This window comes from Planotetraspora mira (assembly GCF_016863275.1).
In the GTDB taxonomy this organism is placed as follows: Bacteria; Actinomycetota; Actinomycetes; order Streptosporangiales; family Streptosporangiaceae; genus Planotetraspora; species Planotetraspora mira.
On record NZ_BOOO01000001.1, the window covers coordinates 197,688 to 210,986 of the forward strand.

15 protein-coding genes are annotated in these 13,299 nt (G+C 71.4%); 2 read left to right on the plus strand and 13 right to left on the minus strand.

The genetic code is table 11. The annotated features are described in order from the left end of the window. Nucleotides 1–86: 86 nt before the first annotated feature. From Pmi06nite_RS00870 to Pmi06nite_RS00900, 7 genes are all read right to left on the minus strand, one after another. Nucleotides 87–470: an SCO2097 family morphological protein gene (locus Pmi06nite_RS00870; protein WP_203950826.1), complete on the minus strand. Its 384-nt coding sequence runs from the start codon at nucleotides 468–470 to the stop codon at nucleotides 87–89. 147 nt (nucleotides 471–617) lie between these two features. After that, complete coding sequence (locus Pmi06nite_RS00875) at nucleotides 618–1,856, minus strand: DNA polymerase IV (RefSeq protein WP_239113426.1); 1,239 nt, start codon at nucleotides 1,854–1,856, stop codon at nucleotides 618–620. 85 nt (nucleotides 1,857–1,941) lie between these two features. Continuing rightward, nucleotides 1,942–2,661 carry a methyltransferase domain-containing protein gene (locus tag Pmi06nite_RS00880; protein ID WP_203950828.1) on the minus strand — a complete coding sequence of 240 codons (720 nt, stop codon included), beginning with the start codon at nucleotides 2,659–2,661 and terminating at the stop codon, nucleotides 1,942–1,944. A gap of 104 nt (nucleotides 2,662–2,765) precedes the next feature. Continuing rightward, nucleotides 2,766–3,176, minus strand: coding sequence for a transcription antitermination factor NusB (gene nusB, locus Pmi06nite_RS00885; protein ID WP_203950829.1), 411 nt, complete (start codon nucleotides 3,174–3,176; stop codon nucleotides 2,766–2,768). A 1-nt stretch (nucleotide 3,177) separates the two neighbouring features. Further along, complete coding sequence (gene efp, locus Pmi06nite_RS00890) at nucleotides 3,178–3,738, minus strand: elongation factor P (protein ID WP_203950830.1); 561 nt, start codon at nucleotides 3,736–3,738, stop codon at nucleotides 3,178–3,180. Nucleotides 3,739–3,766: 28 nt separating this feature from the next. Next, nucleotides 3,767–4,828 (minus strand): M24 family metallopeptidase, encoded by a 1,062-nt coding sequence (locus Pmi06nite_RS00895; RefSeq protein ID WP_203950831.1) that lies wholly within the window; start codon nucleotides 4,826–4,828, stop codon nucleotides 3,767–3,769. Nucleotides 4,829–4,989: 161 nt separating this feature from the next. Then, nucleotides 4,990–6,585, minus strand: a complete 1,596-nt coding sequence (locus Pmi06nite_RS00900; protein WP_203950832.1) for an MDR family MFS transporter — start codon at nucleotides 6,583–6,585, stop codon at nucleotides 4,990–4,992. Between the two features lie 112 nt (nucleotides 6,586–6,697). Between Pmi06nite_RS00900 and Pmi06nite_RS00905 the strand changes: the two genes are divergently transcribed. After that, complete coding sequence (locus tag Pmi06nite_RS00905) at nucleotides 6,698–7,255, plus strand: TetR/AcrR family transcriptional regulator (protein WP_203950833.1); 558 nt, start codon at nucleotides 6,698–6,700, stop codon at nucleotides 7,253–7,255. A 30-nt stretch (nucleotides 7,256–7,285) separates the two neighbouring features. Here Pmi06nite_RS00905 and Pmi06nite_RS00910 read toward each other — a convergent pair whose 3' ends face one another. The 5 genes from Pmi06nite_RS00910 to Pmi06nite_RS00930 form a co-directional block, all read right to left on the minus strand. After that, nucleotides 7,286–8,320, minus strand: coding sequence for an LLM class F420-dependent oxidoreductase (locus tag Pmi06nite_RS00910; protein ID WP_203950834.1), 1,035 nt, complete (start codon nucleotides 8,318–8,320; stop codon nucleotides 7,286–7,288). Between the two features lie 84 nt (nucleotides 8,321–8,404). Then, nucleotides 8,405–8,983, minus strand: coding sequence for a nucleotidyltransferase family protein (locus tag Pmi06nite_RS00915; RefSeq protein WP_203950835.1), 579 nt, complete (start codon nucleotides 8,981–8,983; stop codon nucleotides 8,405–8,407). After that, complete coding sequence (locus tag Pmi06nite_RS00920) at nucleotides 8,980–10,095, minus strand: XdhC family protein (RefSeq protein WP_203950836.1); 1,116 nt, start codon at nucleotides 10,093–10,095, stop codon at nucleotides 8,980–8,982. Before Pmi06nite_RS00920 ends, Pmi06nite_RS00915 begins: the two co-directional genes overlap by 4 nt. After that, entirely contained in the window at nucleotides 10,088–11,236 is a 1,149-nt protein-coding gene (locus tag Pmi06nite_RS00925; RefSeq protein ID WP_239113429.1) for a vWA domain-containing protein, read from the minus strand. The genes Pmi06nite_RS00920 and Pmi06nite_RS00925 overlap by 8 nt, the downstream gene beginning before the upstream one ends. Continuing rightward, the gene (locus Pmi06nite_RS00930) at nucleotides 11,229–12,191 is read right to left on the minus strand and encodes an AAA family ATPase (RefSeq protein ID WP_203950837.1); all 963 of its coding nucleotides are present in this window, start codon (nucleotides 12,189–12,191) and stop codon (nucleotides 11,229–11,231) included. Before Pmi06nite_RS00930 ends, Pmi06nite_RS00925 begins: the two co-directional genes overlap by 8 nt. A 115-nt stretch (nucleotides 12,192–12,306) precedes the next feature. Between Pmi06nite_RS00930 and Pmi06nite_RS00935 the strand changes: the two genes are divergently transcribed. After that, a complete protein-coding gene (locus Pmi06nite_RS00935; protein WP_239113431.1) occupies nucleotides 12,307–12,909 on the plus strand; it encodes an HD domain-containing protein in 603 nt (200 codons plus the stop codon). Here the strand turns inward: Pmi06nite_RS00935 and Pmi06nite_RS00940 are convergent. After that, nucleotides 12,906–13,211 carry a DUF4031 domain-containing protein gene (locus tag Pmi06nite_RS00940; RefSeq protein ID WP_203950839.1) on the minus strand — a complete coding sequence of 102 codons (306 nt, stop codon included), beginning with the start codon at nucleotides 13,209–13,211 and terminating at the stop codon, nucleotides 12,906–12,908. The genes Pmi06nite_RS00935 and Pmi06nite_RS00940 overlap by 4 nt on opposite strands. Nucleotides 13,212–13,299: the final 88 nt, after the last annotated feature.

Genomic DNA, 13,299 nt, shown 5'->3' on the forward strand with positions numbered 1-13,299 from the left:
CCGGGTCCCGGACCGGACACCGGTCTGGCCGGGGCCCGCGGGCGCGGCCCCCGGACAGGGGCGCGCCCGGAGTGCGGGAGGAGCGCTCAGCGTTCGTCGTGACGACGGCGCCAGCGTTCCTCCATGCGCTCCATGAAGCCCTGACGTTGAGGACGACGGCCGCGGTTCTGCGTCGCGGCCGCGCCATCGCCTCCGAACCCGCTCATGCGCTTCCAGGCGGACAGGCCCCACAAGCAGGTGGCGAGCATGACCACGAACCCGGCCACGCCGAGCGGGATCTGGTTCGCCACGGCGCCCACCATCAACAGGACGACACCCAGTGCGAAGCCGACGGAGGCCTTCACCAGGCGCCGCTTGTAATGGCTGCGCGGGTCACTGATCCGGACGGTATTGGCCCACTTCGGGTCCTCGGCATAGAGGGCCTGCTCGATCTGGTCGAGCAAGCGCTGCTCGTGCTCAGACAGCGGCACGGCGCCTCCCAAGGACAGCCCCAGTTAGGGGAAGACGGCAACGGACGACACGGGGTGTCCGAACCTCGCGGTCGGTTATCCCCAGAATACGAGGCTGTAGACGTAGGCGAAAGAAAACGTCCAACGCGGTCCAAACCGGAGGTGACGTCATAGATCCATTGGACCAAACGGACGCTGAACTAGCGAGGCCGGGCGGACTGCTTCTGGGCCGAATCTCCGAATCGCCTTGTCCATCGCCTGTTCGGCCTCACGCCAGCCCGTCTCCCTGTCTCCGAGACCCAGCTGACGGGTCGCCGTGGCAGCCGGCCGGAGGTTCTCCATCCGGACTCCGACCAGTCTGAGACGCACGCGATCCAGGCCGGCGGCCTCGTAGAGCTCACAAGATGTGGCGTAAATCTCCTTCGCGACGTCCGTCGGCTCACGGAGCGTGCGCGACCGGGTGATGGTGGTGAAGTCGGCGCGGCGCAGCTTCACGCTGACCGTGCGGCCGACATGGCCGGCCGCCCTGAGCCGGGCCGCGACCCGCTCGGACAGCCGCAGCAACTCCCGCTTGATCGCCTCGGGGTCGTCCACGTCGTGGGAGAACGTCTCCTCGTTGCCGATGCTCTTGTCGGGCGTATGGGGCACCACGGGACGCTCGTCACGCCCCCAGGAGAGAGCCGCCAGATGGGCCCCGGCGGCCCCGAACTCGCGCTGGAGCGTGGAAACCGGCACCTGGGCCAGATCCCCCACCGTCCTGATGCCGAGCCGTACCAGGGCCTGCTCCGTGCGCTCCCCCACACCCCACAGGGCGGCGACGGGAAGCGGGTGGAGGAACTCCACCACCGCCGTGGCCGGGACGACCAGCAGGCCGTCGGGCTTGCACTGGCGGGAGGCGAGTTTGGCCACGAACTTGCTGCTCGCGACCCCGACCGAGCAGGTGATGCCGTAGCGCTCCGCCACCTGCCCGCGGATCAGCTCGGCGATCGCCGTGGACGTGCCGAGCCTGCGGCGGGCGCCGCTGACGTCGAGGAACGCCTCGTCGGAGGAGATCGGCTCCACCTCGGGGGTGATCGCCTGGAAGATCTCCATGACCCCCTTGGAGACCTCGGAGTACTTCCCGTGGCTGGGCGGGATGATCGTCGCCTGCGGGCAGATGCGGCGGGCCCGCGTCATCGGCATCGCCGAGTGGACGCCGAACCGCCTGGCCTCATAGGTGGCGCTGAGGACCACGCCGCGGGCGCCGGGCGCGCCGACGATGACCGGGGTGCCCTTCAGCTCGGGACGGTCGAGCAACTCCACGCTGGCGAAGAAGGCGTCCATGTCCACATGGAGGATCGGGCAGCCGCTGTCGTCGGCGGGACCCCGGGGTGAGGGCTCCCGAGGTAGCAGCTGGTTCCGGGACACCCCGCCACCATACCCGAACATTGTTGCGACAACTCGGGTTCGTGTGAGCCGGTTCGATACGCGGCCGATGATCGCTGCGGGCGCCTCACCGGTAGGCGATGGCGTGGAGCTGGGTGGCGATGTCGCGCAGCACGGGGTGGGTCGCCGCCGCCTGCTCCAGCGCGATCAGCGCCTCCGGGTCGTTCTCGGCCAGCATCCCCGGCACGAGGTCGGCGAAGATCCTCACGCCGTGGACCTCGCCCACGGTGAAACCGGCCTCGGTGAGCAGGCCCGACAGGGCGTCGCGGGAGAACCTCCGCGGAGTCGGGTCGCGGTCGCCCCAGCGGCCCGAGGAGTCGGCGAGCACCTGGCGGGCCTCGTCGAAGTGGCCCGCCAGCGAGCGGTGGATCGCCGTCGCGAACGGGTTGGCCGCGAGCACGCTCACCACGCCGCCCGCGCGCAGGATGCCCCTGACCGCGCGGAGCGCGCCCGCCGGGTCCTCGACGTACTCGAGGACGCTGTGGCACAGCACGAGGTCGGCGCTGTCCGGCTTCAGGATCTCGCCGAGATCGGCCGCGTCCCCCTGCAGGCCCTTGACGCCCACGCCGGTCTCGGCGGCGCGGCGCTCCAGCGCGGCCAGCGAGTCGAGGGTCGGGTCCACCACCGTGACGGCGTGCCCGAGCTTCGCGAGCGGTACGGCGAAGCCGCCCGTGCCGCCTCCGGCGTCCACGATGTCGAGCGACTCACGCCCGGTCGCCGCCACCCGGTCCGCCAGGACCGCGCGGAGCGCCCTCCACACGACGGTCTGCCGCGGTGCGTCACGCACGCCCGGCCCTCCCTACTCCAGCAGTGCCCTTGTTACTCGCATTGTCGCGTGCGCCGTGCCAGGCCGCGCCGACGGCCCGGCCGCGGCACGACGCCGGAGCGCCCTCAGAGCGAGAGCGACGGCTTGAGCTGCTTGAACCGGGCGAGCAGGCCGTTGACGAACTGCGGCGACTCGTCGGTCGACAACTCGGCCGCCAGATGCACCCATTCGCTGATGACCACGCCCTCGGGCACCTCCTCCGAGGAGAGCATCTCGAAGGTGCCTCCTCGCAGGATGTTCCGGTCGACCGCCGGCATGCGCTCGAGCGTCCAGCCCTCGGAGTAGGTGGAGATCAGCTCGTCGATCCGGCCCTGGTGCCTGGTCACACCCTCGACCAGGGCTGAGGTGTACTCGTTGACCGGTGGATCCGATCGTTCGACCCGCTCGGCGAGCACGCTGAGCGGGTTCTCGCTCCGGGCCTCGGCCTCGAACAGGATGTCCAGCGCACGCCGTCGGGCCTTGCCCCGAGCCGACACCTCAGGCCCGACCGAGGTACTCGCCGCTGCGAGTGTCGACCTTGACCTTTTCGCCGGTGGTGATGAAGAGCGGGACCTTGATCTCCGCGCCGGTCTCCAGCTTGGCGGGCTTGGTGCCGCCGGTGGACCGGTCGCCCTGGAGACCGGGCTCGGTCTCCGCGATGGTGAGCTCGACGGCCGCGGGCAACTCGATGTAGAGGACGTTGCCCTCGTTGATCGCGATCGTGGCCGTCATGTTCTCGAGCAGGTAGTTGGCGGTGTCGCCGACGGCCGCCCGGGAGACGTGCAGCATGTCGTAGGTCTCGGTGTCCATGAAGACGTAGTCCTCACCGTCGAGATACGAGTACTGCATCTCCCGCTTGTCGACGTTGGCCACCTCGACCTTGACGCCGGCGTTGAAGGTCTTGTCCACGACCTTGCCGGACATGATGTTCTTCAGCTTGGTGCGGACGAACGCTCCGCCCTTGCCGGGCTTGACGTGCTGGAACTCCACGACGGTCCAGAGGTCACCGCCGTCGAGTTTGAGCACCAGACCGTTCTTCAGGTCGTTCGTCGTCGCCACGTGTGGTCGCTCCCGCTTGCGGCTGCTCTTACAGGACGAGCAGCTCCTTGGTCGTCAGTGTGAGGAGCTCCGGCCCATCGTCACGCGTCACCAGCGTGTCCTCGATGCGCACCCCGCCCCTGCCCGGCAGATAGACCCCGGGCTCGACGGTGATCGGAACTCGATCCTCTAGTCTACCGGTCTTGTCCGGGCCCAGGAACGGGAGCTCGTGGATCTCCAGTCCCACTCCGTGACCGAGCCCATGCCCGAAATGTCCACCGTGACCCGCTTCGGTGATCAGCTCGCGTGCGGCCGCGTCCACCTCGCGCGCCGTCGCCCCCGGCCGCAGGGCATGACGTCCGGCGCGCTGGGCCTGCCGTACGAGCTCGTAGAGGTCCCGCTGCCAGCCGGCGGGCTCGCCGACGGCGACCGTGCGGGTCATGTCCGCGTGGTAGCCGTCGAAGAGCGCGCCGAAGTCCATCGTGACGAGGTCGCCGGCCTCGATCGGGCGGTCCGAGGGCGAGTGATGCGGGATGGAGCCGTTGGGGCCTGAGGCGACGATCGAGTCGAAGGCCGGCTTCTCCGCCCCGAGCTCCATCATGCGGAAATCCAGCCAGCGGGCGATCTCCCGCTCGGTCACACCTGGCCGGATGCGGCCGATCACCAGGGAGAACGCCTCGTCGGTTATCGCGCAGGCGCGGCGGAGCGACTCGATCTCCCCGTCGTCCTTGATCCGGCGCACGGATTCGACGACGCCGCTGACCGGCGTCAGGCGGTCGTCGCCGCCGAGTGCCCTGAACTGCGCGACCGGCATGTGGTCGGCCTCGACGAGCAGGCCGCCCGGGGAGCCTCCGGCCCGCGCGGCCAGGACTCCGGCCACGTCGCGGTCCTGGATCAGCTCGATGTCGGGGCACCGGCGCCGGGCGGTCTCGATGTATCGGGCGTCGGTGGCGAGGACGGCGTCGCCCGAGGAGTCCACGAGCACGGCGGCGTTGGAGCTCGACAGGCCGGTCAGGTAGCGGACGTTGACGGGCCAGGTGACGAGGATCGCCGAGGCGCCGTGGTCGGGGAGCTCCGCGGCCAGGCGGGCGCGGCGGGAGGCATGAGGCACGGATGGAGCCTACGCCGGATCCGGCCGCCGCTCCGCCCCGCGGCCGCGCTCCGGCGCCCGAGGCAGGCTTGCGGCCGCGCTCGGGCGCCCGGGGCAGCTTTGCGGACGCGCTCGGGCGCCCGGGGCAGCTTTGCGGACGCGCTCGCGGGACGACGCGACGGTCAGGAGGTCTTGGCGTGCCGGGGATGCCGGGTGTCGTGATCGTGGCGGTCCTGGCCGCCGGCCGCCGGGGGCCGGTCGGCCGAACGCAGCGGGACCTCGCGCAGGAAGACCACCGCGACGAAGCCGAGGACGGCGACGGGCACGCCGACGAGGAACACCGTGTGCATCGCCGACGAGTACGCCTGGATCACGATGTCGTGCACCGCGGCGGGCAGGGCGCGGATGGCCTCCGGCGTGCCCAGGTCGAGCTTCGCGGCCGGAGCGGTCGTGGTCCCGAGCTTCGCGGAGATCTCCGACTTGACCCCGTTGGTGAGGATGGCGCCGAAGGCGGCCACGCCCACCGCGCCGCCGAGGCTGCGGAAGAAGGACACGCCCGAGGTGCTCACCGCCAGATCCCTGCGCTCGGCCGAGTTCTGCACCGCGAGGATCAGCATCTGCATGCTCATGCCGAGCCCGACGCCGAGGATCGCGATGTCCACGCCGATCACCAGGAAGGTGGAGTCCGGCTGGAGCCGCGAGAGCAGGCCGAGGCCCGCGGCCACGAGGAGCATGCCGACGAGGGGGAAGAGCTTCCACCTGCCCGTGCGGGTGACGACGCGCCCGGAGGTGATCGAGGCCACGAAGAGGCCCAGCACCAGGGGCAGCGTCATGAGGCCCGACCTGGCGGGCATGAGCCCCTTGACGATCTGCAGGAACTGCGGCAGGTAGATCAGCACGCCGTACAGCGCGAGGCCGACGAAGAGCGAGGCCGTACTGGCCAGAAGGAACGTGCGGTCGCGGAACAGGCGTGGCGGGAGGATCGGTTCGGCGGCCTTCCGCTCCGCCACGACGGCGAGACCGCAGAACACGACGGTGAGTGCGCCCAGGACGTAGGTCCAGGACGAGTTCCAGTCGAACTCGTGCCCGCCGAGCGACAACAGGAGCATGAGCGAGGTCGCTCCGCCGGTCAGGGTGGCGGCGCCCCACCAGTCGATGCGCGTGTCCCGCTTCACGTGCTCCAGCCTCAGCACCCTCTGGATGACGGCGAACGCCACGATCGCGAGCGGCACGCACACGTAGAAGCACCAGCGCCAGCCGAGCCCGTCGGCGTCGACCAGGAACCCGCCGAGGAGCGGCCCCGCGACGGTGGACACGCCGAAGACCGCGCCCACGTAGCCGGAGTAGCGGCCACGCTCGCGGGGCTGGACCACGTCGCCCAGGATGACCTGGACCAGCGCGGACAGACCGCCGGTCCCGAGACCCTGTACGGCTCTCGCGGCGATGAGCATGCCGATGTTCTGCGACAGGCCGGCGACCATCGAGGCCGCCACGAACAGACCGAGCGCGACCTGGAACATCAGCTTGCGGCCGAAGATGTCGGAGAGCTTGCCCCACAGGGGGGTGGAGACGGTCAGCGTCAGGAGGGTCGCGCTCGCGACCCACGACAGCTGCTCCTGTCCCCCGAGGTCCCCCACGATCGTCGGCAGGGCCGTGCCGACCACGGAGGTCGAGATCATCGAGGTGAGCAGGGCGAGCAGCAACCCGGAAAGGATCTTCAAGATCTCACGGTGCGTGTAGGTGCGCCGCGCGTCCTCGCGGACGGTCTCCTGCGCCACGGATTCCCCTCACTCACTGGTTCCACCGAGACGCATGTTCGTCCGGATTGTCCTTTAGTTTCTTTTTCAAGTATACGCTTGTTTACCCTCGTGTCACGCTAGTGTGCGCCTCGTGACACGAGACCGTGAGGCGACCGGCGAGCGGATCCTGGCCGCCGCCGCGGAGTTGTTCGCGGAGCACGGCTACGACCAGGTGACCGTACGGATGATCGCGTCGGCGGCCGGGGCCAACGTCGCCCTGGTGAACCGTTACTTCGGGTCGAAGGCGAACCTCTTCGCGACGGTGCTGATCACGGCGTCCACGGTGACGGCCGCGATCGAGGGCGACCCCGCGGAGATGCCCTCGCGGCTGGCGGAACACGTCGCCCACCGGCTGCGCACCGGCGCCTCCGAACCGCTCGTGCGGATGCTCGACCGGGCCGGGACCAGCCCGGAGATCCGGGCCGTCCTGGCGGCACGGGTCGAGACCGGGCTCGTCGACGCGATCAGCGCCCGGCTGCCGGGGCCGCAGGCACGGGAACGGGCCCTGCTCGCGACGGTGATCATCCTCGGCGCGGGGTCGCTCCGCCGGCTGCTGGGCCCCGAGGGGCTCCACGACGCCGACCTCGCCGCACTGGAGGCGCGGCTCGAGACGGCGTTCCGGGCCTGCCTGGCCCCCGCCGGCGGATGACCCTCCGCAGGCCCCGGCCGTCACACCGGGTCAGGCGGTGAGCGTCTTGATCTTCTCGATGAGCCTCAGGCGCTCCTCGTGCGTGCGGGCGAAGGGGGCCACGTTGAGCGTCGTCACCCCGGCCTCCCGCATGGCCGCGAGCCGCTCCCTGACATGGCCCTCCGACCCGACCAGCGACATCTTCTCCAGCAGTTCCTGCGGCACCAGGGCGGCCGCCTCGTCCTTCTTGCCCTCGAGGTAGAGGTCCTGGATCCGCTCGGCCTCCTTCTCGTAGCCGTAGCGGCGGGCGAGGTCGTTGTAGAAGTTCTTGCCCTTGGCGCCCATGCCCCCGATGTAGAGGGCGGCCATCGGACGGCCCAGCTCCAGGACGTCGCCGACGTCGTCGCCGATCGCCAGCACGGCCTGGGCGATGACGTCCAGCTCGCCCAGTTCGGGGTCCCTGCGCGCCCGGCCGGCCGCCAGCGACGGGCCCCACACCTCGCCGGCCTTCTCCGGCATGAAGAAGATCGGCTCCCAGCCCTCCGCCAGCTCCGCGGTGAGCTCGACGTTCTGCGGGCCGATGGCCGCGACCACGATCGGGATCCGCTCCCGGACCGGGTGGTTGATCAGCTTGAGCGGCTTGCCCAGGCCTGTTCCGCCCGGGAGGGGCATCGTGTAGTGCTTGCCCGCGTGCTCCAGCTTCTCCCGCCTCCACACCTTGCGGCAGATCTCGATGATCTCGCGGGTACGGCCCAGCGGAGCGGTGTAAGGGACGCCGTGGAAACCCTCGATGACCTGCGGTCCGCTGGCCCCGAGCCCCAGCGTGAACCGGCCGTCGGAGACGTAGTCCATGCCCGCCGCGGTCATGGCGAGCAGCGTGGGCGTGCGCGAGTAGATCGGCAGGATGCCCGAGGCGATCTGGAGGCGCTCGGTGCGGGCGGCGATGTAGCCCATCTGGCTGACCGCGTCGAAGCTGTACGCCTCGGCGACGAACACAATGTCGAGCCCGGCCTTCTCGAAGTCGCCGAGCTCGGCCACGGTCTCCTTGAAGCCCCCGGCATAGTTGAGTGCCATCCCGATGCGCATCCCGACATCCTTCCCGGACCGAATACCGAATGTTGTTCCGTTTCATGCGGCATTGAGAGGTTACTCCAACCCAGGCGGGAGGGATCATCGGCCGTCGAGCGACCTCAGGTCGGCGGGGACGTCGATGTCGGCGGGGTCGCCCACGTCGTCGCAGGGCACCGCGGTGACGAGATCGGGATGCGCCCGGAGGAACGGCCGCGCCCCGACGTCGCCCGCGGCCATCCGGACGACCTCCGCGAAGTGGGCCCGCGCGATGAGGACGGGGTTCCTCGGCGCACCGCCGTAGGTCGCCACGGCGACGGCGGCGCCCGCCTCGAACGCCCCGGCGAGCCGCCGTACGGCCTCCGCCGTGATCAGCGGCTGGTCGACCAGGGCGATCACCACGGCCTCCGCTGAGGCGGGCAGCGCGCCCAGCCCCACGCGCAGGGAGGACCCCATCCCCCCGGCCCAGTCGGGGTTGTGGACCACCGTGACATCGGGGACGTCGGCCGCGGCCGCGCCCAGGACGACGACGACGGGATCGCAACCGCCGTCGCGGAGCAGGCGCACACCGCGATCGACGAGCCGCTCTCCCCCGAATTCGACCAGGGCCTTGGGCGCCCCGAAGCGGCTCCCCGCGCCGGCGGCGAGCAGAACCCCCGCGACCCGCGTGCCCGTGGTCATGTGATGGAGTCGCCGTGGATGCGGCCGCTGGTGTCCGTCAGCGAGCGCCCGGTGCCGCCCCACCGGAGCTGGATCAGCTCGGCGGCGATCGACACGGCGGTCTCCTCCGGCGTACGGGCGCCGAGGTCGAGGCCGATCGGCGACCTCAGCCGGGCGAGGTCCTCGTCCTTCAGACCGGCCTCGCGCAGCCGTGCCAGCCGGTCCTCGTGCGTGCGGCGCGACCCCATCGCCCCCACGTACGCGGCCGGGGTGCGCAGGGCCACCTCCAGCAGGGGGACGTCGAACTTGGGGTCGTGCGTGAGGACGCAGATGACCGTCCGCTCGTCGACCTGCACCGTCGACAGGTAGTCGTGCGGCCACTTGACGACGACCTCGTCCGCGTCCGGGAAGCGTTTGGTCGTGGCGAACACCGGGCGGGCGTCGCAGACGACGACGTGGTAGCCGAGGAACTTGCCGATCCGCGCGACGGCCGCCGCGAAGTCGATGGCGCCGAACACCAGCATGCGCGGGGCGGGCGCGAAGGACTGGACGAACACCTGGAGGTCGTCGAGCCGCCTTTCTCCCTGGGCCCCGTAGCGGCGGATGCCCGTGATCCCCTGGGCCAGCATCCCCCGGACGTCGTCGTCCACCGCCGCGTCGAGCCGGGCCGAGCCCAGCGATCCGGAAGCCGAACCCGGGGGCCGGTCCGGCCAGATGACACGGCGCGCCCCCACCGTCCCCGGCCCGGACAGGATCGTGGCCACGGCGACAGGGCGGCGCCGCTCGATCGACGCGGCGATCTCCCCCAACTCGGGATAGGTCTCCCGCGAGACGTCCTCGACGAACACGTCGATGATCCCGCCGCAGGTCAGGCCGACCGAGTAGGCGTCATCGTCGCTCACGCCGTATCGCTGGAGGACCGGCGCCCCCGCGTCGACGACCTCGTGGGCGAGCTCGTAGACGGCTCCCTCGACGCAACCCCCCGACACGCTGCCGACGGCCTCGGTGCCGAGGACGGCCATGGAGGCGCCCGGAGGCCGGGGCGCGCTGCGGAAGGTGCCGACGACCGTGGCCAGCCCGAACCGCTCTCCCGCCTCCCACCAGCGCACGATCTGCGAAAGGACGTCACGCATGACTACGCCTCCCTGTGCGGGCCGATCCCCGGGTCCCGGCCGCCAGCAGGGCGGCCAGGTCCTCGAACGCGGCCAGGCTGTGGCCGGCCACGAAGTCCGTGATGTACGGCAACGCCGCCATGATTCCCGCGGTGAGCGGCCGGTACGCCGGATCTCCCTTGTGCGGGTTCACCCAGACCACCCGGTGGGCCAGCCGCGACAACCGCGCCATCTGCGCGCCCAGGATCTCCGGGGAGCCGCGCTCCCATCCGTCGGACGCGATCACGACCGTCGCGCCCCGGGGGTCGGCGAGCCTGAGCAGTGCCTTGATCTCCTCGCCGAGGCGGGTCCCGCCGTTCCAGTCGGGGATGGCCCTGGAGACCGCGAGCATGGCGACGTCGGGATCACGATGACGCAGCTCCGCGGTGATCCGCGTGAGGCGGGTCCCCGCGCTGAACACCTCGGTCGCCCGCGGCTCGGCCCGGACGAGGGCGTGCGCGAATCGCAGCAGGGTGTCCGCGTACGGCGCCATCGAACCGCTGACGTCGACGAGCATGACGACCCGGCGCGGCCGGTCCCGATGGGTCCGCATGCGGAGGCGCGCGGGCTCCCCTCCCCGCCTGATGGCCTCCCTGACCGTGCGGTGGCTGTCGAGCACACCGCTGTGGGCGGGCGTGAACCGCCGCGAGCCCCGCCGCTCCCGCACTCCGCGCAGCAGCGCCAGCATCCGGTTGACCTGCTCCCGCTCGGCCGCGGTCATCCGCGCGACGTCCCGGTTCCGCAGCACCTCGATCTCACTGGCCGTGGCCGGCACCGCGCTCTGCTCGCCCGCCTCCTCCTGGCCGCGGGAGCCGTACGGCTCGGCGACGAGCCGTGTGACGGTCACCGTCGTCCGGGAACGGCCGGGCCTCGGCCTCTCCCCCGCGAAGTAGGCGGCGAAGCAGCGGTCGTACCGTGCGAGGTCGTCCGGCCCGGCGCAGAGCGTCAGCCGGCCGGCCCAGTAGACGTCGCGCTCGGCGGCGACGTCCAGATGGCCGAGGGCGGTCAGGAAGCCCTGGGTGCGCTGGTGGTCGGCCCCGACGCCGGCGGCCCTGAGCGTGCGGGCGAACCCGGTCATCGTGGCGACCAGGTCCCGCGCTCCGCCGGATCGGGGTTCAGGCACGGCGGCCCGCCTCACCTCTGGCCGCGCCCGCGCCTGTGGCCATGCCCCCGCCCGCGCCCGTGGCCGCGCCCGCGAGGAGGATGCCGTCGCGCCGCACGAGTTCCTGATCCTCGCGGTGCTTCAGCACCGCGCCCAGGGTGGCGGCCGCGAGGCCCGGGTCGAAGTCGGTCGCCCCGAGCGTCAGCAGGGCCTCGGTCCAGTCGAGCGTCTCGGCGATCCCCGGCGGCTTGACGAGGTCGGCGGCCCTCAGCAGGCCGGCGGTCCGTGCGACCTCCGTGGCCAGCCGTTCCGTGCACTCGGGAAGGCGCCTGAGGAGGATGGCGACCTCGCGCTCGAAGCCGGGGTGCTCCAGCCAGTGGTAGAGGCAGCGCCGCTTGAGGGCGTCGTGGACCTCACGCGTGCGGTTCGAGGTGACCACCACGACGGGAGGCGTGGCGGCGCTGATCGTGCCCAGCTCGGGAATCGAGATCGTGAAGTCCGACAACACCTCGAGCAGGAACGCCTCGAACTCGTCGTCCGCGCGGTCGATCTCGTCGACCAGCAGCACGCTGGGCTGGGTTTCGAGGGCCTGGAGCAGAGGCCGGGCGATCAGGAAGCGCCTGTCGTAGATCTCGCCCTCGAGCGCCCTGACGTCGGTCACGCCCGTCGCCTCGGCCGCCTTCAGATGCAGCAACTGGCGGGCGAAGTCCCAGTCGTAGAGGGCCTGCGCGGCGTCGAGGCCCTCGTAGCACTGCAACCTGATCAGCGGGGCGCCGAGCACCGCTGACAGGGTCTTGGCCAGCTCGGTCTTGCCCACTCCGGCCTCGCCCTCGAGGAAGAGCGGGCGGCCCATCCTCAGCGCGAGAAACGCCGCGGTGGCCAGCCCCTCGTCCGCCAGGTAATCGTGCCTGGCGAGCAGCTCGGCCACCGTCGCGGGAGAGTCGATGTCGGACGCCTTCGTTGTGCCTCCCAGCATCCTCTCAGGCTACGCGCCGGGGGCTCGCGAACGCTCTGGCCGATTCCGCCAAACGCCCGCCTTTCACGGGCCGATCGTTGCCACGATCACACAGGGGCCCTCTACCGTCGTGGACGTGACGAATCCTCTGGGGCTTCCCGGGTCTCCCGCGGCGAGTGCGCTGGCCGCCGAGCTGGCGGCGCGGTGGGCCGAGCCGCACCGGCGCTACCACACCGCGACGCATCTGCGGGCCGTGCTCGACGCGATCGAGCCGCTCGCCGGCCTGGCCGGGGACGTCGGCGCCGTACGGCTCGCCGCCTGGTTCCACGACGCCGTCTACGACGGCCGCCCGGGATGGGACGAGGAGCGCAGCGCCCAGCTGGCGCAGGCCCGCCTCCCCGCGTGCGGCGTCACGCCCGAACGGGTGCGCGAGGTCGTCCGCCTGGTGCGGGTGACCGCCGATCACTCCTACGGCTCCGGCGACACGGACGCGGCCGTCTTGTGCGACGCCGATCTGGCCGTCCTCGGCGGCTCCCCGGAGGATTACGCGGCCTACGCGAGAGCCGTACGGGCCGAGTATCGCCACGTCCCCGACGACCTGTTCCGGGCGGGCAGGGCCGCCGTCCTGCGGCGGCTCCTGTCGAACGACCACCTGTACGGCACGGCCCGCGCACGCGATCTGTGGGACCGCCGTGCCAGGGAGAACATGACTCGCGAGCTGGCCACGCTCGGCGGCTAGGTCTGGCGCGGGACCGGCTCAGGGACGGGTGGCGCGGCGGGGCGGTGTTTGGGCCGGCGCAGCCCCGCCTCCCGCAGCCGGCGGACGAGTTCGCCGCTCGGCACAGGCTCCGCGCCAAGCTCGACCGCGCGGTCGTAAACCGTCTCGGGCACGTCGTAGTGATCGCGGTCGAACGCCCGCTCCGGCACGTCCAGCACCCTGGCGAACGCGTGCAGCTCCTCGTAGGAGACGTCGCTGACCAGGTGCGACCACAGCAGCCCACGCGGGCCGGGCCAGTTCGGCCGATCGATCAGCACGCTCACATGACCTCCTCGGCCGGACGTTCCCCCCGGCACTGTACGGCTTTCCGAGATTACCAATTGACTTGGTAGGAAATACGGGCAATCCTGA